Annotated in this window: 19 protein-coding genes; 7 read left to right on the top strand and 12 right to left on the bottom strand. The window is 71.1% G+C overall.

Going from position 1 to position 17,456, the window contains the following annotated elements; genetic code table 11:
- Window positions 1-67: 67 nt before the first annotated feature.
- Entirely contained in the window at window positions 68-1,009 is a 942-nt protein-coding gene (locus ACZ60Q_RS09460; RefSeq protein ID WP_469630695.1) for a ScbA/BarX family gamma-butyrolactone biosynthesis protein, read from the bottom strand.
- A 248-nt stretch (window positions 1,010-1,257) separates the two neighbouring features.
- Here ACZ60Q_RS09460 and ACZ60Q_RS09455 point away from each other — a divergent pair, with 248 nt between their 5' ends.
- From ACZ60Q_RS09455 to ACZ60Q_RS09445, 3 genes are all read left to right on the top strand, one after another.
- A complete protein-coding gene (locus tag ACZ60Q_RS09455) occupies window positions 1,258-1,890 on the top strand; it encodes a ScbR family autoregulator-binding transcription factor (protein WP_469630692.1) in 633 nt (210 codons plus the stop codon).
- An 82-nt stretch (window positions 1,891-1,972) separates the two neighbouring features.
- Window positions 1,973-2,692: an HAD family hydrolase gene (locus ACZ60Q_RS09450; RefSeq protein WP_469630689.1), complete on the top strand. Its 720-nt coding sequence runs from the start codon at window positions 1,973-1,975 to the stop codon at window positions 2,690-2,692.
- Between the two features lie 14 nt (window positions 2,693-2,706).
- Window positions 2,707-3,459: an SDR family NAD(P)-dependent oxidoreductase gene (locus ACZ60Q_RS09445; protein ID WP_469631297.1), complete on the top strand. Its 753-nt coding sequence runs from the start codon at window positions 2,707-2,709 to the stop codon at window positions 3,457-3,459.
- Window positions 3,460-3,538: 79 nt separating this feature from the next.
- On the opposite strand, the gene ACZ60Q_RS09440 is transcribed toward ACZ60Q_RS09445, so the two are convergent.
- From ACZ60Q_RS09440 to ACZ60Q_RS09410, 7 genes are all read right to left on the bottom strand, one after another.
- Entirely contained in the window at window positions 3,539-3,952 is a 414-nt protein-coding gene (locus ACZ60Q_RS09440; RefSeq protein ID WP_469630686.1) for a DMT family transporter, read from the bottom strand.
- Window positions 3,953-4,055: 103 nt separating this feature from the next.
- Window positions 4,056-4,376, bottom strand: a complete 321-nt coding sequence (locus tag ACZ60Q_RS09435; protein ID WP_469630683.1) for a DMT family transporter — start codon at window positions 4,374-4,376, stop codon at window positions 4,056-4,058.
- A gap of 151 nt (window positions 4,377-4,527) precedes the next feature.
- Complete coding sequence (locus ACZ60Q_RS09430; protein WP_469630681.1) at window positions 4,528-5,007, bottom strand: nucleoside deaminase; 480 nt, start codon at window positions 5,005-5,007, stop codon at window positions 4,528-4,530.
- 149 nt (window positions 5,008-5,156) lie between these two features.
- Complete coding sequence (locus tag ACZ60Q_RS09425; RefSeq protein WP_469630678.1) at window positions 5,157-6,251, bottom strand: oxidoreductase; 1,095 nt, start codon at window positions 6,249-6,251, stop codon at window positions 5,157-5,159.
- A gap of 1 nt (window position 6,252) precedes the next feature.
- Window positions 6,253-6,909, bottom strand: a complete 657-nt coding sequence (locus ACZ60Q_RS09420; protein WP_469630675.1) for a DsbA family oxidoreductase — start codon at window positions 6,907-6,909, stop codon at window positions 6,253-6,255.
- A complete protein-coding gene (locus ACZ60Q_RS09415) occupies window positions 6,894-7,316 on the bottom strand; it encodes a hypothetical protein (RefSeq protein WP_469630673.1) in 423 nt (140 codons plus the stop codon). The genes ACZ60Q_RS09420 and ACZ60Q_RS09415 overlap by 16 nt, the downstream gene beginning before the upstream one ends.
- A gap of 45 nt (window positions 7,317-7,361) precedes the next feature.
- On the bottom strand, window positions 7,362-7,769 hold the full coding sequence (locus ACZ60Q_RS09410; protein ID WP_469630670.1) for a hypothetical protein: 408 nt from the start codon (window positions 7,767-7,769) through the stop codon (window positions 7,362-7,364).
- Between the two features lie 156 nt (window positions 7,770-7,925).
- Between ACZ60Q_RS09410 and ACZ60Q_RS09405 the strand changes: the two genes are divergently transcribed.
- From ACZ60Q_RS09405 to ACZ60Q_RS09395, 3 genes are all read left to right on the top strand, one after another.
- The gene (locus ACZ60Q_RS09405) at window positions 7,926-8,762 is read left to right on the top strand and encodes a helix-turn-helix domain-containing protein (RefSeq protein ID WP_469630667.1); all 837 of its coding nucleotides are present in this window, start codon (window positions 7,926-7,928) and stop codon (window positions 8,760-8,762) included.
- The gene (locus ACZ60Q_RS09400) at window positions 8,759-8,995 is read left to right on the top strand and encodes a DUF397 domain-containing protein (protein WP_469630664.1); all 237 of its coding nucleotides are present in this window, start codon (window positions 8,759-8,761) and stop codon (window positions 8,993-8,995) included. Before ACZ60Q_RS09405 ends, ACZ60Q_RS09400 begins: the two co-directional genes overlap by 4 nt.
- Window positions 8,996-9,196: 201 nt before the next feature.
- The gene (locus tag ACZ60Q_RS09395; RefSeq protein WP_469630661.1) at window positions 9,197-10,099 is read left to right on the top strand and encodes a MerR family transcriptional regulator; all 903 of its coding nucleotides are present in this window, start codon (window positions 9,197-9,199) and stop codon (window positions 10,097-10,099) included.
- 103 nt (window positions 10,100-10,202) lie between these two features.
- Here the strand turns inward: ACZ60Q_RS09395 and ACZ60Q_RS09390 are convergent, their stop codons facing one another.
- The 4 genes from ACZ60Q_RS09390 to ACZ60Q_RS09375 form a co-directional block, all read right to left on the bottom strand.
- Window positions 10,203-11,924, bottom strand: coding sequence for a SulP family inorganic anion transporter (locus ACZ60Q_RS09390; RefSeq protein ID WP_469630658.1), 1,722 nt, complete (start codon window positions 11,922-11,924; stop codon window positions 10,203-10,205).
- Window positions 11,925-11,929: 5 nt separating this feature from the next.
- Window positions 11,930-12,598, bottom strand: a complete 669-nt coding sequence (locus tag ACZ60Q_RS09385) for a GAP family protein (RefSeq protein WP_469630655.1) — start codon at window positions 12,596-12,598, stop codon at window positions 11,930-11,932.
- A 99-nt stretch (window positions 12,599-12,697) separates the two neighbouring features.
- Entirely contained in the window at window positions 12,698-14,146 is a 1,449-nt protein-coding gene (locus ACZ60Q_RS09380; RefSeq protein ID WP_469630652.1) for a DUF1254 domain-containing protein, read from the bottom strand.
- A gap of 174 nt (window positions 14,147-14,320) precedes the next feature.
- Entirely contained in the window at window positions 14,321-15,796 is a 1,476-nt protein-coding gene (locus tag ACZ60Q_RS09375; RefSeq protein WP_469631294.1) for a helix-turn-helix domain-containing protein, read from the bottom strand.
- Window positions 15,797-16,252: 456 nt separating this feature from the next.
- Between ACZ60Q_RS09375 and dnaN the strand changes: the two genes are divergently transcribed.
- Window positions 16,253-17,374, top strand: coding sequence for a DNA polymerase III subunit beta (gene dnaN, locus ACZ60Q_RS09370; RefSeq protein ID WP_469630649.1), 1,122 nt, complete (start codon window positions 16,253-16,255; stop codon window positions 17,372-17,374).
- Window positions 17,375-17,456: the final 82 nt, after the last annotated feature.

Below are 17,456 nucleotides of genomic sequence, written 5' to 3'. Positions count from 1 at the left end.
TACGACGAGAGGCCCGTATCCCCCCGTGGAGGGATACGGGCCGCCCGCCGCACCCGTGTGGTGCGGCCTACAGGCCGGTCGGCCCCTGGACGGTCACCTCGGAGGTGAAGACCCGGACGCCGTGCTGCTCGATCGACACGTTCACGTGGCTGCGGCCCGTGCCGTCGGGGACGGGGTCGCCGGCCACGACGACGGCGGGGGCGTCGAGTTCGACGTACCGGGCGAAGTCCGCCTTCATCCCGGTGACGGTCGAGGCGCCGTCGCCGACGGCGTGCGCCGCCTGCCGGGCGGCTTCGAGGAGAAGCATCCCGGGCACGTGGTCGACGGGGTGGTCGAACAGCACCGGGTGCGTGGGATCCACCCGCAGCATCCACCGTCCCCGCCTCCCGCCCGGGGCCGGTGAGAGCACCACGTCGGCCGGGGAGTTCCGGCCCACCCGGCACGGCTCCACGGGCGGGCCCGCCGGAAGGCAGGCCGCGAGTGCGGCGTCGAGGTCCGCGTAACTCCCGCGCAGACGGCGGTATATGGCCGCGGGCTGGTTGTTGAAGCGGGTGTGCGCGGTGCCCATCAGCCGCTCCCCCAGGTGGACGTCGACGCGCATCGTCATGCCGGCGAACCTGCTGCCGCGGCGGACCACCTCCGAGCAGGACACCACCAGGCGCACCTCCTCCTCGACGGCTGTCACCAGCGACGCCGACGGCTCGACCGCGAAGCTGAAGTTCTCCCACGCCTGCCGGTAGTCCCGCGGAACGTCGTGCACGGCGTGGGACAGCAGCGGCACCGTCTGGCGCACGCTCTCGGCGAGCAACAGCGGGTCGTACACACCCCCCGAGGGGCGGTAGAAAGCGTGCCCCCGCGGCCAGCGCGCCGTGAGTGCGTAGCGTCCCGGATTCGGCTCGGCCCACGACGTGAGCAGGACTTCCTCACTTCGAAGCTTGTGCACCTGCCACTGGTGCACCTGCCACTGCTCGACCTGCTCCGTCTCACGGCTCAGTACAGAAACAGACAACTCCGTCCCCCCCAGGATCGGTAGCCATTGCGGACGACTACACAGAGGTGCCTGAAGACCACTCCGTGCGTCCACACCAAAAATAATGTTATTTTTGTTTTGGCAAGTCAAGGGGAGCGTCCCCGGGAATTTCCCACGAGGCGATTTGCTCCCCTAGTCAACTGAATGCACGCAAAACGGACTTGCTTGGGTCATGGTTGACTCAGATACCGTAAGGAGCATTCTTTTTGGGAAGGTGTGAGCGAGCCATGGCGCAACCGAAACAGGAGCGGGCGGAACAGACCCGTCGCGCACTCCTGCACGCAGCCGCAGAGATCTTTGACGAGTTCGGCTACGCGGGAGCCAGCATCACCCGTATCCTCAAGCGCGCCGGGGTGACGGCGGGGGCGCTCTATTTCCACTTCGGCTCCAAGGAGGACCTGGCCAGGGCGGTGATGAACAGCCAGCCGGAGACCCTTGTACCGTTGCTTGCCGTCCGCGGCCTGCAGCGGCTCATCGACCTGACGCTCGTGTGGTCGTGGCAGTTGCAGCGTGACCCGCTCCTCCGGGCCGGCGTACGTCTGACGAACGAGCAGTCGTCCATCGGCGGGGCGCTGAACGCCGACCCGTACGACGACTTCCGCACGATCATGACCGAGTGTCTGGACGAAGCGCGGAAGGAGGGTGAGTTGCAGCCCGGCATCGATTCGACCGTGGTCGCGGAGTTCGTGGTCGCGGCCTGTACCGGAATGCAGATGTACTCCAACGTCGTCAGCGGTCGCCGGGACCTTCCCGAGCGCACCCAGCAGATGTGGAACCTGCTCCTCCCGGGCATCGCGGTCCCGTCCGTGATCACCCGTGCCGAAGCGACCCCCGCCCGTGGCGCCGAGATGATGCCCTGACCGCCCGTCCGCCCCGGCCGCCCTGGCTGTTGTGCCCGCTCTGCCTGTACCGAACGTCCCCGACGATCACCTACGGAGCCGCATGATCTCCCTGCGCCTGGCCGCCCTGAACATCGACGGTGTCCTGCTCAACGACACCTTCAGCCCGGTCATCCACCACTTTGTCGTCAGCAGAGGCGGGACGTACACCGCCGAGCTGGAGCGTTCGATATTCTCCCAGCCCCAGCACGTGGCCGGCCGGTTACTCGCCGCCGCCGTGGGCGGCGGCATGACGGGCGAGGAGGCGCTCGCCTCCTACTTCGAGGAACGCGCCGCCCACATCGAACGCGACCCGGTCACGATCACGCGGCACACGCGTGACCTCCTCCACCGGCTGCGGGGCGCGGGTCTGCGCACGGTCTGCTACGGCGGCCTGGGCAAGGACCACTTCGACCACCATCTGGGCCGCTACGCCCACCTGTTCGACGGGCCCGGCTACGTCTGCACCAACGGCATCCGCCCCGGGCTGAAGGAGATAACCGAGGACGTGTTCGGGCTCCGCCCCCGGCAGGCCCTCTTCGTCGACGACGTCGCCCGGGTCGCCGAAGCGGCCCGTGAGTTCGGCGCCGCCTTCGTCGGGCGCCCTTCCTCCTTCGTCCACAGCCACCAGCGCGCTCTCATGCGGGAGGCGGGCGTACGGTACGTGATCAGCGGTCTGGACGAGCTCGACGACGACCTGCTGTACGGGATCGACCGGGAGATGAGCTCGGAGTCGTTCTGGAGATCGCCCCTGTCCACGTCCGGCCCGGCCAGGTCCGTGTGACGCCGGGAAGACAGCTGTTGCACGGCAAGGTAGCGCTGATAACCGGTGCTTCCAGCGGCATCGGCGCCGCGGCCGCCCAGCACTTCGCCGACGAGGGGGCCGCCGTCGTGCTCGTCGCCCGCAGGGGCCGCCTGGTCGAGGAGATCGCCGAGCGCATAAGGAAGGACGGCGGCCGGGCCGTGGCCGTACCGGGCGACGTCATCCTCCGGGCGGACATGGAGCACGCCGTGGCCATGGCGGTCGCCCGGTTCGGCAGACTCGACTGCGCGTTCAACAACGCCGGTTACGTCAGCGCCGGAACCGTCCTGCACGAACTTGCCGACGACGTCTTCGACCGCACCATGGACGTCAATCTGCGAGGCGTCTGGAACTGTCTGCGCGCCCAGATCCCCGCGATGCTGCCGGGCGGGGCGGGCTCCGTCGTCAACACCTCCAGCGTCGCGGGCGTACGCGCCACCTCCGCTTCGGCGCCCTACGTGGCCGCGAAACACGCGGTCATCGGCCTGACCAGGGCGGCGGCGGCCGAGTACGGCGAGCGCGGCATCCGCGTCAACGCGCTCGTGGTGGGGAGCACCGACACGGAGATGATGGACGGGATCCTCTCGGCAGGCCCCTCCGTGAACGCGGACTTCGGCGGCAAGGCGATCCAGCAGCGCCTCGCCGATCCGACCGAGATCGCCCGCGCCGCCGCCTGGCTCTGCTCGGACGCCTCGTCCTTCACCACCGGATCCGCCCTCGCGGTGGACGGCGGCAGAACAGCGAAGTGACGGCGGTAACGCCGCAGGCGCCCGCGGCCCCCTCGGGAAGGGGCGGCGGGCGCCTGCGGCGTACCGGCACTGAGGAGCGTCAGACCTGAAGCGCGCGGGACCGGTCCGCGCTCGGCTCGGAAGCGGGCACGGCAGCCGCCTCGGGCTTCGTGCGGTCGGCGAGCTTGAGCCAGATGACCCCGACGATGATGACGGCCAGCCAGATGCCCTTGGCCAGGGTGAGGGTCTCGTCGAAGAAGAGCGGGCCGAGCACCGCGGCGCCGACCGCGCCGATCCCCGCCCAGACGGCATAGCCGATGCTCACGTCGATCGTACGGAGGGCGAGGCTCAGTGCGTAGAGCGTCAGCAGGAAGAACACCACCGCGACCAGGGACCAGGTCAGGACGGTGAAACCCTCGCTGCCGCCGACGGCGAGCGCGTACCCGATCTCGAAGACTCCGGCGAGAAGGAGTGAGAGCCAGGCGTTCGTGGAGCTCTTGGCTTCGTTGGACATGGGAGGTGAGTCCTCTCTCAGGGATGTCGTGTCATTCAGGTGATCGTGCGGGGTGCGATGCGTGCGAGGCCGGGAGTCGGGCTCAGGCCTCCGGACTCCGGGCTCAGGCGGACCCGCTCAGCTGGAGACCGACGACGCCACCGATGACGAGGAGAATGCCGATCGCCTTGTTCGCGTTCAGACGCTGGCCGAAGAACAGCGCGCCGAGGATGGTGATACCGACGCCCGCGACGGACGTCCACAGGGCGTAGCCGACGCCGACGTCGAAGGTCAGCAGCGCCTTGCTGAGGAAGAAGGTCGCGGCAGCACCGCTGGCCAGGGTGATGCCGGTCCACTTGCGGTTCTTGAAGCCCTCGGCCTTTCCGGCGGCGATGGCGACCAAGATCTCGAAGGCGACGGCGATGGCGAGGTGAAGCCAGTGCATGGGAGGTCCTTCCGTGCGGTGAATGAGCGGGGATGAACGGGATGTTCCGGGGTGAACGGGAGGTGGGGGGAGCGGGGGAATCGGAGTGCCGGGTGCCGGGTGCCGGGTGCCGGGTGCCGGGCGGCGATGCCGCGTGGCGGGAGTCCGGCCGCTAGCGCGGGGCGCGGCTCATGGTGAGGTAGTCCTGGAACGGCTGCTCGGCCTCCGGGAGGTGCAGCGCCGTGACCTTGATGGGCCAGCTCGCCGGGTCCTCGGCGAAGACGGCGTACGAGCTGGTGTAGTCGAAGCCGTAGCGGGCGGCGGTCCTGCGGTCGGCGGCGTGCACGATGTGACCGATGCCGGCCCACCGCGCCGCCAGGTAGCACAGGGCACAGGGCTCACCGGAGGCGAACAGGGTGGCGCCCGCCACGGCGTGGACGCCGTACTTGGCGGTGGCCTCCCGGAGGGCGACGACCTCGGCGTGGGCGGTCGGGTCGTTGTCCTCACGGACCCGGTTGAAGCCCGTACCCAGGATCCGTCCACTGCCCACGACCACGCCGGAGAAGGGGATACCGCCCTGCGCGACATGCTCGCGGCTGATCCGGACCGCCTCCTGGGCGTAGCCCATCAGTTCGCTTTCGTGTGTACCCATGAGTGCTCGTCTCCCGAGTTGCCGTGCGTCGATCATGTGGTCGGCCGTTCGCTAAGTCATTTGCCTGCACATGCAAGCGGATGCTTTCACAATCCTCCGCCGGCAACTTGCCCTGCCAGACCTAGACTTGCATGTGCATGTAATCAGTGTCAAGCGTTCGCGTAAGCACGAGCGTTGTCCAGGGTCGCCAGCGGCTCCAGCAGCCGGGGGTCGAACGGCGCCCGCGCCGTACCCGCGGCCACCCTGCGCGGCAGGTCGGGGTTGGCCAGCGCGCCCGTCCCGATGGCCAGGACGTCGGCGTGCCCCTCGTCCAGGACGCGCCGTGCCACGGCCTCCTCGTGCAGCCCGCCGTTGGCGATCACGGGAAGCCCGGTGACCGTCCGGGCGAGCGCGGGCAGCGTCCGCCCCTCCGGGAACCAGTCCCGTCCGCTTCCCGCGAGGTGCAGATAGTCGGCCCCGGCCGTGGCGGCGGCCGTGAAGACCGCTTCCGCTTCGGCCTCTCCTCCCGGCCACCGCCAGGCGAGGTCGTTGATCTTCCCCTGGGAGATGCGGACACCGACCGGGAAGCCGGCCCCGGTCGCGCCTCTGACCTCGGCCGTCACCTCCCGTACGAGCCGCAGGCGTTCCTCGACCCCACCGCCGTACTCGTCGGTGCGCAGATTGGTGTACGGGGTCAGGAACTGGTCGAGCAGATAGCCGTTGGCGGCGTGGATCTCCACCCCGTCGAAGCCGACGTCGCGGGCGCGGGCCGCGGCGGCGGCGAAGCCGTGGACGGCCTCGGCGATCTGGCGGCGGCTCATCTCCATCGGCACGGGCCAGGGACCGCTGCCGCGGTACTTGGCCAACTGCTCGCCCAGCGGCCGTACCGCCGACGGACCCGCCGCCCGGTCGCGGAACCGGTTGCCCTGCGAGACGGCCCCGGCGTGCATCAGTTGGAGGACGACGCGCGCGCCGGCCGCGTGCGCCCGCTCGACGACGGGCCGCCAGGCGGCGGCCTGCGCCTCGTCCGTGATGCCGGGCTGGTGCAGGTAGCCCTGGCTGAAGGCCCGGTCGGTGTAGGTCCCTTCGGTGATCAGGAGGCCGAAGCCGCCCTCGGCGTACGCCGCGTAGTACGCGGCCATCTCCTCGGTGGCCCGGCCGTCCTCGGTCGCGGAGACCCGGGTCATGGGGGCGACGGCGAATCTGTTGCACAGCTCCAGCCCCGCGAACCGGCAGGCCGTGAGCGCGGGATGCGTTCCGGGCACCTCAGCAGCCCCCGTCGATGCCGCAGGAGGCGCCGTAGACGTCGCCCCCCGCCTGCTGGGCCCGTGCGTCCAGGATCGCCTTGCGCAACTGGGCCGGACGCGGGACCCCCTCGATCCGGATGTCACCGACGAGCAGGGTGGGAACGGACCGCACCTGATGGGCCGCCGCCTCCCGCAGGGCCTCCTGGTGGCGGGCGCGATAGGTGCCGTCCGCCAGCGCGGCCCGGAACCCGGCCTCGTCCAGGCCGATCTCGCCGGCCAGGGCGACGAGGACGTCGGCCTGCCCCAGATCCTGGCTCTCCTGGAAGAAGGCGCGGAGCATCCGCCGGTTGTAGGCGGTCCCCAGGCCGTGCTCGGCCGCGTACTGATAGCCCTCGAAGGCGAGAGCGGTGTACGGCTGGGGGGACACGTCGGGGAGCGTGATGTCGACACCCAGGCGACGGGCCATGGGGTAGACGGCGCGCTCCCAGATGTCGGGCAGGTAGTCGTCCTCCGGCCGCAGGGTGGGCTGGGGGTGGGGACGCAGCTCGAAGGGCATCCACTCGACCTCCACCTCACCGCCGACGTCCTTGATCGCCTCTTCGATGGGGCCTTCGGCCAGCATGCAGAAGGGGCAGACGTAGTCGGACCAGATCTTGATCTTCACGGGTTCAGCCATGCGCCGACCTCCAGGTCGTTGATCGCGCAAGCAACAACATCCCCCGACAGTGCGGCAGGAGTTGACGGACGACCAGAAGGTTGCACGATCATGCACTTTTGTGTCAAGTCTCCACGCCCTTGCGGAGGCGGCAGACCGAGGAAGTCGGCCAGATCCGGCCGGAGCCGGCCGACCATCCGGCCCATCCGCATATCGACCTGCTCCCGGCCCGCCAGGGGGCGGGATACGGACGACGGCTGATGGAGGCCCGCCTCGCCGCCCTTCGCGCAACAGGGCGGGGATACGGACGACGCCTGATGGAGGCCCGCCTCGCCGCCCTTCGTGCAACAGGGCTGCGAGGCGGCGCACTTGGGCCTGCCCGCCACCAGCACCCGGGCCCGCACCTCCGCGACCGCGTCGGCCTCCACGGGATCACGGTTCCGGGCGACGACGGCGTCACCTGTCTCGTCCGCTCAACTCAGTAACGCGTAGGCCGCGTTGAACAGAATCAACGTGTGCACGAACCGCCCCGGGCGGGTGGGCGGGTATCGCCACATCAGCGGCCAGGTGTCGCCCCCGAGCGCCGGTACGGGGACATAACTGATGCGGCCGGTCGCCCCGTTGAACGTCGTCACCGCACGCGGCCACGGCCGCCCGGCCGTCGAACCCGCCGGGACGAGGAAATACACCCCCCGACGCCCGTTCGACTCGGTGACGACGGGCCCCGGTTCGCCGCCGACCAACTCCTCCATCAGGCCGGCCAGCCGCCGCCCGTCGATGCCGTCCACGCGGACGGCGTCGAATTGCACGCCCGCCTTGCGGAGCTGGAATCCGGAGTCCGGAATCCACTCTGCCCTCAACTCACCATTAAGTGCGTTCACGAGACGATTGTGACCCCGATCACCTAGCGTTCTCACTACCTGTCGAGGTGCGTCGTACAGCCGTTGACCTGCTCGAACGTCGCTGAAGTGGATTGATTTTCAACGACCTCGCGTAGTGACCGGTTGAGTTCGGTCGAGTCGAAAAGAGATCACGTAATGGCACGTGCCGAAAACAAGCAGACCGCGAGCCCGATGGCCCTCATGGTGGCGGAAGTGGCCCGCACGCTACGCATCCAGCGGGGGTGGACACAGGAACAACTCGGCCACGAGATCGGCTACTCGGCAGCCGCCGTGAGCGCCATGGAAACGTGCGCACAGCCCGCGAGCGACGCGATGCTGGTGGAGCTCGAACGCGTACTCGGCAACGGGACCGGCGTGTTCGAGACCGCGCGGCGGTTCATGCGGATGGAGAAGTACCCGCGCCAGTTCCAGGACTACGCGCTGCTGGAGCAGGCGGCGATCAGCCTCCAGCTGTTCGCGACGAACGTCATCCACGGGCTGTTCCAGACGGAGGCGTACGCGCGGGCGCTCATCGGCGGCGGATACCCGCCGCTCTCCGACCAGCGCGTGGAGGAGCTGGTCCAGCTGCGGATGGAGCGCACGGTCCTCTTCGACCGCGACCCCCTCCCGATGATCGAGATCATCATCGACGAGGCCGCGCTTCGGCGAGTCATCGGAGGCGAGGAGGTCATGCGGGACCAGTTGCTCCATCTCGTGGAGTGCGCGCGCCGCCGCAATGTCACGCTTCTGGTGCTGCCGCTGGACGCCGGTCAGTACGGGGAGTACGCAGCAGGTCACGGCGGCATGAGTCTGGTGGAGACGCCAGCGCACGAGCACCTCGTCTACCTGGAGGCGCAGGAGGAGAGCCTGCTGATCAGCGACCCCGCAAAGGTCAGCACCTACGCCCAGCGCTATGCGATGATCCGGTCACAGGCCCTGGGTCCTCGTGAATCGCTGGACCTCATCAAGCGGTTGGCAGGAGTAGCGGTATGAGCAGCACCCTCCGATGGTTCACGTCGAGCTACAGCAGCGGCAGCGGCGGCAACTGCATAGAGGTCGCCTTCGCCTGGCACAGGTCCTCTTTCAGTAACGCTGCTGGCGGCGAGTGCGTCGAGGTGGCCGCCTGCCCCCACGCCGTCCACGTCCGTGACTCCAAGGTGCCCGACGGGCCCGCCTTCGCCGTCGCGCCGGACGCCTGGTCGGTGTTCCTCGGCTGGACGGGCTGAGCGGCCCTCTCAGGACCACCGGCGGACCCCGGCCGGGGGTTCGGGTCGTGGCGGTCCATCAGTGGCCGCGCACCCTCGGCCCACGCGTTTCCCGGCAGGGGCGCGAGGCGGTGTGCCGGGGGGTGCGGGGGGTTGCACCTTCCGTAGCGGCATGTGGTCCGGTGGGTCCACGTCCCGGTCCCTTGAGGAAAGTCCCTGCTCATGCACTCGTCTTTCATGCCACCGCGCCAGGTCAAGATCGGTGACGCGGCGGCCTTCGCCGGCACCACGCCACGGGCGATTCGCCACTACCACGCGATCGGCCTGCTCCCCGAGCCCGAGCGGGGCGGCGACGGACGCCGCCGCTACGGGTACGAGGACATGATCCGTCTGCTGTGGATCCGCAAGACGGCCGACGCCGGGATCGCCCTGGACGACATCCGTGACGCCTTCACCACCGACACGGACTCCGCCGGTGCGGACAGCGGAGACGGTATCGCGGGCATCCTTCAGCGGTTGGAGGAGACCCTCGCCGAGCAGGAGGCGGAATCACGGCGGCAACGGACCGCCGTGCAGCGGATGCGCACCGAAGGCAGCCGGATGGGCCTGCTCTCCGACTTCGTCACCGAACGCCTCAGGAGCCTGCCCGAGGGCTCCCTGCGCCAGGCGGACCTGGACAGTCTGCTGGTCACCGAGCGGATCTTCGGCCCGCTCGGCGCGGCCGTCCAGGCCACCCGCTTCATCGTCCTGGCCACGCATCCCGCTCTGCGGGAGGATTCCGACCGCATCGACGACGCCGAGGAGGCACTCGACGACAGCGTCGCCGTCGATGATCCACGGGTGGCTCACGTGGCCGCCGAGCGGCACGCCTTCGAAGCCGCCCTGGAGGCCGCCGCCGAGGCGTCCGGTCTGGATGAGGACGACGACGCTCTCTTCGACGCCTGGGACGCCATGCACCCGATGACCGCCGAGGAAGAGGCCGACCTCGCCTCCGGCAGGCGGGAGGCCGGCTCCATGAGCGCGGCCCAGGCCATCGGCAAGATGCCCTACGACTTCTCCCCGGCCCGTATGCGCTGTATGGAACTGGCCGTAGAGCTGTCCGCCCAGGACCCACCCGCTTCCTAGAACACGGTCTGCCGGCCTGGGTCGGAGATTCGTCGGCAGTGGGTGGCGACGCTGTCGAGCATCCCGTCGGCTGTCTTCGTCCACTCGTCCACTCGTCCGCTCGTCACCGAGGTTGCGGGGGCGGTTCGGGGGGATGCTCGGCCGTCCAGCGGTCGGCTTCGGCACATGCTGTCTCCAGCGGGCCGAGGAGCCGCGGTGTGGCGGGGACGATGCCGCCGGGACCGAGGCGGGCGGCGGTGCCGGAGCGTTCCAGCAGCTGAAGCAGGGCGGGGCTGACGCCGCACAGGATGAGCCGGCCGCCCTGGTCGTCCAGATCGGCGGCGTAGCGGTCGAGGACCTTGAGCATGGCCGAGGAGGGTACGTCGGGCAGGGCGCGGACCGCCAGGACGAGGACCGCTCCGCGGGCGCCGTCGACGGTGGGGAGCCGGTTCTCGATCCGGGGCAGCTCGGCGAAGAAGGAGGAGCCCGCGTAGTCCAGGACGGTGACGGTGCCCGGCGCGAGGGCGGTCGGCGGTTCGGTGGTCTCCCACCACCCGGGACCGGCGGCCCGGTCCGAGGTGCGGTGCAGGGCGACGAGCTTCGCCTGCCGCGCGGCCTGGGCGCAGTACAGCAGGAGGGAGAGGACCGCGCCCAGGATGATGGCCTGTTGCAGGGGGAGCTGGGTGGTGGCCAGAAAGGTGAGGACCATGGCCGCCGCCGACATCGGTGAGGTGCGCAGGACAAGGCGGACGTCGTGGCGCTTGCCCCAGATCAGTTCACCGCCGACGACCAGGATCAGTCCGCCGATCACGGGCATCGGGATGTGTTCGGCGAGCGAGCCCGCCACGAGGACGACCAGGGCGAGGAAGACGCCGGACACCACCCCGGCCCAGCGGGTGCGGGCCCCGGCCGAGACCGCGACGCCGGTACGCGAGAGCGAGCCGCCCGACGGCATGGCCTGGAACAGGCCGCCGGCGAGGTTGGCGTATCCCTGGGAGCGGAAGTCGCCGTTGACGTCGGAGCGCGTGCCGTCCGGGTTCGGCATCGACGGCGTGATACCCGCGGCCTGCGCGAGAGCGACCAGTGCCACCGAGAACGCCCCGCCGATCAAGTGGGGCACGGCGGACAGGTCGGGTGCGCTGAAGGAGGGCAGCGCCGCGGGGATCGCGCCCACGTCCCGGACCAGCTCCACATCGACGGACAGCGCCGCCACCCCGGCGCTGGTGAGGATCATCGCGATCAGCAGCGCGACGGGCTTCAGGCGACGGAACGCTCGGGCCGCCGCCCACAACGCCACGGTGACGGCGGTGACGACGGTCGCCGCACCCTGCCAGTCCCCGACGTGTACCAGCCAGTCGCCCAGCTGGTACAGCTTGTTGTGCCCCTGGGGGGCGTAGCCGGTGGCGTCCTTCAGCACGCCGGTGATGATCTGTAGCGCGATACCGGTCGAGAACCCGGTCATCACCGCGTTCGACACGAAGCTCATCACCGCGCCGAGCCGCAGAAGGCCCATGAGCAGCATCACCACGCCGACCATCACCGTCAGCACGGCCACGTTGCCCGCGTCCTTCGGGTCGAGACCCGCGTCCGACAGGACGCTCTGCGAGGTCAGGGCGATCGCGCTGGTCAGGGTCGTGACCATGAGGACGGTGCGGGAGGTCAGTGAGCCCACGACCGCGGGCACGACGCCCGCGTACAGGCCGGCGACCGGGTTGAACCCGGCGATCGAGGCGTAGGCCATGCCCTCGGGGATCGAGAACAGGCCGGTCACCGCCCCGGACGTCATGTCCGAGGACCGGGGCCGACCCAGCCGGGAGAGCACGCCGCGGATCGGGGCCGCGGTCATCCGCTTCACGACAGGCCGGTGATCGCGTCCCCGATGTACTTGGTGCCGAGTACAGCGAGGACGGTGGTCATGATCGCGGCGTTGTGGACGGACATCCACTCCTTCCACCCGCCCAGGACCTCCGCCGAGCGGTTGCCGCCCAGGAGGTAGACGCCGAGCGGCAGCAGCGTGCACAGCGAGCCGATGAGCACCATCAGGACGACGGCCACCGTCTTGCCGGCTCCCGAGGCGGGCGCCGTGGCGATGGAGACGGCCCCACCGACGGCCAGGACCAGGTTCTTGGGATTGGCGGCCACCAGAACGACGGCGAGTCCGGCGGACCTGGCCGCGGTGAACCGGTCGATGGCCCGCATCCACTTCGGCGTCACGGCCTGGTGCCCCGCGCGCGGCCGGCTCCGCCACTGCTTGAGCGCCATCAGCACGAACAGCACGCCCAGGACCAGTTTGAGCCAGTACGACCAGGACGGTTTCTCCCCGCCGGTGTGCAGCCCGCTGCCCGCCGCCACGACGACAGCGACGACGGCCGCCAGCCCGACCACCCAGCCCGCCGTGAACGCGATCCCGTTGGCCCGGCCCTTCGGCGTGGCCAGCATCAGGATCACCGCGATCAGCGGCAGCGGGCTGATCGCGATGCCCACCGCCGACGTGAGCATCGCCCCGATCGCCTCACCCATCGCCCTCGCTCCCTTCACCGCGATGACCAGGACACACGTCGTCGACGGCCCCGGGCGGCGCCGACGGCACACGGCGCCTCACCCTCAGGGCCCCGAGCGTCAGCGCAGGTCCTCGAAGTCGCCGGGCCGCCACGAGCCGTCGAACGCGGCCTGTTCGGGGCCGTAGATGCGGAAGTAGACGAACCAGCCCCGTCCGGGCACCGTCTGGATCCAGCGGCCCTGTGCCCCGGCCGGTTCCTCCGGGCCGAAGTAGAGGTCGACGTGGTCCGCGCCCTCGGGTGCCGGCTCGTCGAAGAGCGAGCGCAGCGCCGCCTTCCCCTGGTCGGCCACGATCTCCGAGCGGGTGGCCGCGTCGTACACGGTGACCGACCAGAACAAGGTCTGCGGGACCGGCAGCGGAACCCTCAGCCGGTAGGTTCGCCCGCCGTCGAGGTAGGTGCCCTGTGCGTCACGCAGCCCGAGCCAGTACAGCGAGCCCGCGCCCATCTCGCGGCGGAACATCGCCGGCGAGGCCACGATGGCCTGGGCGAACCACCGGTCCCGGGCTTCCACGTCCAGCGAACCGGGCCGCTCGAAGGTGCCGTTCTCGGGCCGCAGGCCCACCCATTCCCAGGTGCGGTCCGGCCACACCGCCCGGTCCGGGCGCCGCGAGGCGAACGCCGACACCAGCATCTCGTCCCGGCCCTGCCGCGCCGCCTCCGTCAGGATCCGCTCCATCCGCGCGTCCGGTGCGAACGGCCGGCCCGCCTCGACCCCCAGCTCGGCCAGAAGGCCCAGCATCGGCCGCAGCTCGTCCACCGGAGGCTCGGCGTCGATCACCGCGTGCAGGACTCTCCAGAATTCCAGGTTGTCCTCCCACGCCAGCGGCGTGGTGTCCATCGGCTGCTCGTCACGGTCCAGGAAGGAGAAGGCCGGTGGGTCGTCCTTGCTCGCGAGCGGGTAGATCCGCGCCGAGGCGAGGAGCGCGTTCGCGGCGGCGACGTCCCCGCCCAGCGGCAGGGCCCGCAGGGCGCACAGCACCTGCCAGGTGTCGCAGCGCACCACCTCGAAGCCGTCGCCCTCGTCGGGGGTCTGCCCGTCGTACCCCGGCGGCAGCAGCAGTACCCGGCCGCCCCTGGGCCCGTTGCGGCCCGGCAGCCCGAGGTCCACCAGCCACCGGTGGTAGTGGTCGTCGACCAGACCGACCAGCGGCCCCGCGGGCAGCTCGATGACCAGTGGCCCGCTCTTCCTCAGATCCAGTCCCCCGCCGAGGTACGGGGTGTCGGAGTTCAGGGTGAAACCGACGTGGTGCGGCCGGGCGAAGAGGACGGGGGCGGACTCGTTGTCCACCGCTCCCGCCGCCCGGGTCCCGCGCAGGATCCCCTCCATCGACACCACCGGGTAGAAGAACCGGTACGCCTCCACCGCCCGATGGCGGTCGCTGCGCTCGTACGACTCCCGCGCGCTCGCCGCCACCGGATACCCGGCTCGAAACTCCACCCGCTCCACGACACCGCCACCTTCCCTGATCGCAGCCCCCAGCCCGGCCACACCTGTCACCGGCCCCATGGCCCACCCTCACGGGATCCTCGCGGCCGGGCGAACGTTGACCGCCGAACGGGTGATCGGAGGGCCCGGGCCGGCGGAGTCGGCGCGCGGCTCCATCGCCTCGCCAGTCCACCTCACCCTCCCCCCGACCAACCGGCCGCCACCCGGCCACACCTCACCCCGGGGATCAGCCGTTCAAAGAGCCGGGCCCCGGGCAGCCGCCGCCAGGTCCCGGGACCTCAGCGCCAGCCACAGGTCGTAGCGGGCGCTCGGGGGCCGGAGCAGCGAGCGCTGGAGGACCCTTTCGAGCCGGGTGAGGCGCTTGCGGGCGCCGGGCACACTGATGCCCAGCGCGGCGGCCGTCGGCCCCAGGCGGCCCTCGCAGCGCAGCCAGGTGCGCAGGGTCTCCTCGGACCCGAGGACGGGGGCCAGTCGCTGGTCGGCCCAGTGCCGTACGGCGGGGCAGCGCAGGATCTCGTCGAGAGCCCGCGCCGTCTCTCGCGTACCGGATCCGGTGGGGGCGTACGGGGCGGGCCCGGGGCCGCACGCCGGGGCGGGGGTGGCGCGGACGCGCAGCGCCAGATCGAGGGCGGCCTGGTCGGCGAGCCGGTGCAGGTCCAGGCCGAGCAGCTCGCCGATGAGCCGCAGCCGGGCGGCCAGGGTGTTGCGGTGGAGCTTGAGGTGGTCGGTCGCGTGCGACGAGAACGTCAGCCAGGAGCCGGCCGTGGCCACCAGCTCCTGGGCGCCGGGGTCCTGCGCGCGGCGCGGCACATGGGTCAGGAGCGGGGTCAGCAGGTCGTTCGCCCACTGGCGCCCGGCCGGTCCGACGACGAGCGCGGGGTCCGGCGACAGCCCGAACCAGGCGTGCCGGGACGGTAGTTCGCGGGCGACGGCCAAGGCGTGGAAGGCCTGGCGGTAGCCGGTCGCGGTGTCGGCCAGCGGCATGGGTTCGCTGACACCCACGACGCAGTCGCCGACCTGGGCGGCGACGGCCTCGTCGGCCGGGGCTGCCCCTTCCTCCGGCTGCTCCGCGGGCATCACCAGGATGAGGTGGCGGGCGTAGACGGGACACCGCACGATCCAGGACCGGCCGCCGTCCACGTCCGCGCAGATCCGGGCCACCTCGTCGCGGCCGTCGCCCGAGCACTCCACGACGCACACCCGTACCGGATCGGGCAGCCGGGGGCGCAACGCGCCGGCGACCTGCCGGGCGATGGAGAGCTGACCTGTCATCAGCAGATGCAGCACCGCCTCGCGACCCCGGGACTCGGCGAGGTCGACCCGGCGGCGCTCGCGCTCCAGGGTCTCGGCCCGCCGGCACACGGACAGCGGCAGGACCACATCGGCCAGCAGCGTGGCGAGTCCGGCGGCCACGGGCCGGGGGGTGACGACGGCGAGCACGGGGGCGGCGCGGTCGTCGGCGCTCAGGGGAAACAGCAGGGCGGTGTGCGCGCCGGAGTCGAGGGAGTACGCCTGGGCCGCGCGCTCCGTGAGGGTGCTCGCGACCTCGGCGACGAGCCCCGCGACATCGGGGGCCACCGCCCGCTCCGTACGGGCCGCCGCGTGCAGCACCGTCCCGTCCGGGCCGACGAGCCCGGCCCAGCCCCCGGCCCGCCCGGCCAGCCAGCGCAGCAGCCCGGCGGTCCCGCCCGTGCGGGCCAGCCGGTGCATCAGCAGAAGGTCGTCCGCACGCTCCCGTGCTCGCACCTGTTTCCCCGTTCCCGCCCTGGATGCCGCCGTTGCGCCGGTGGACCGCCCCGCATGGCTGACTGTGCGGACCGATACCCCCACGGCCGCCCCACTGGGCGCATTGAATCTCCCGTCTCCTTCCCCTGCGTTCTATCGTCCGAACGTGTTCCAGCCGGTCGGGGGACGGCTCCGGAACAGGAGGAGGCGGGGGCGCGGGGGAACGGGGCGGCAGCGGCTCACGGGGGTGGTCGCTGCCGTCGGTTCCCGCTCCTTCTCTCCCTCCTCTCCCCCTCCTCTCCCCCTTCCCGTCCCAAGTCCCCTCCTCACCGCGCCCCACTCAGCCCCGCGTTGATTGTCAGTGGTGCCTTTTATCGTCGACGTCATGGGAGCCGGCCTCCGGCTCCGGCTCCGGCTTTCGACGTGCCAGGAAAGGCCCCCATGGAGTTCCGTATCGAACGCAGTGCCCTGACCGACGCCGTGTCCTGGGCGGCCCGTGTCCTGCCCGTACGGTCACCCGTCCCCGTACTGGGCGGGCTGCTGCTGGACACGGAGGGCGGGGACGAGGGCGGACCGCTGCGGATCTCCGGGCTCGACTACGAGGCCTCCGCCCGCGTCGACGTGGACGCCGAGGTGCTACGGCCCGGGAAGGTGCTCGTCATGGGGCGGCGGCTGCTGGACATCTGCAAGGTGCTGCCCGAGGGGCCCGTGGAGTGCGCCGTGGAGGGCTCACGGTTCACGGTGTCGGGTGACGGGGCCCGGTTCGGCCTCTCCGTGCTGCCGCTGGACGACTACCCGGCGCTGCCCCCGCTCCCGCAGGTCCGGGGCGCGGTGGACGCGGAGCTGTTCGCGGCGGCCGTGGCCGAGGTGGCGGTGGCCGCGGGGCGCGACGACACACTGCCCGCGCTCACCGGGATCCGGCTGGGGCTCGACGGCGACACGATGACGCTCGCCGCGACCGACCGGTACCGCTTCGCCGTACGGACCCTCCCCTGGCGGGCGACCACTCCCGGCGAGGCCGCCGACGTCATCGTCTCCGCCCGCCGCCTCACCGAGATCGCCCGCTCACTGGGCCGGTCCGGGCCCGTGAGCGTCGCTTTGGACGCCGGTTCGGCGGGCTTCGAGCATGCCGGGACGCGGACCACGGTAAGGCTGCTGGAAGGCCGGCTGCCGCGCCACGAGAAGCTGTTCGCGATGGTGGACCCGGCGGTCGCGGTAGTGGACCGGGCCCGGCTGACGGAGGCCGTCAAGCGGGTCTCCGTCGTCGCCGACGGGGACAGCCCGGTGCAGATGACCTTCTCCCGCGCCGACGCCTCCGTACTGCTCCGCGCGGGTTACGAGGACGACGTGGCGTCCCAGCGGCTGCCGGCCACCCTGGAGGGGGCGAAGGAGCTGACCGTGGCCTTCAACCCCGGCTATCTGTCGGACGCCCTGGCGTCCTTCACGGAGCCGTCCCTGCGGCTCCTGCTGTTGGGGGCCGGACAGCGCGCGATGATCACGGACGAGGCCGGCCTGGACGTCCACCGGCACCTGCTGATGTCGGTGAAGCCGCAGTTGGCGTGAGGGCGGCCACCCATCAACCTCACGATGTTCAAAGGCTGTTGAGGGTCACGGGGGCCACGGGGGGGGCCACGAGCTGTTCGCG

The organism is Streptomyces sp. NPDC104313 (assembly GCF_055583985.1).
The sequence above is the reverse complement of the archived record's forward strand: the minus strand, read 5'-3'. Positions and strand labels throughout refer to the sequence as shown.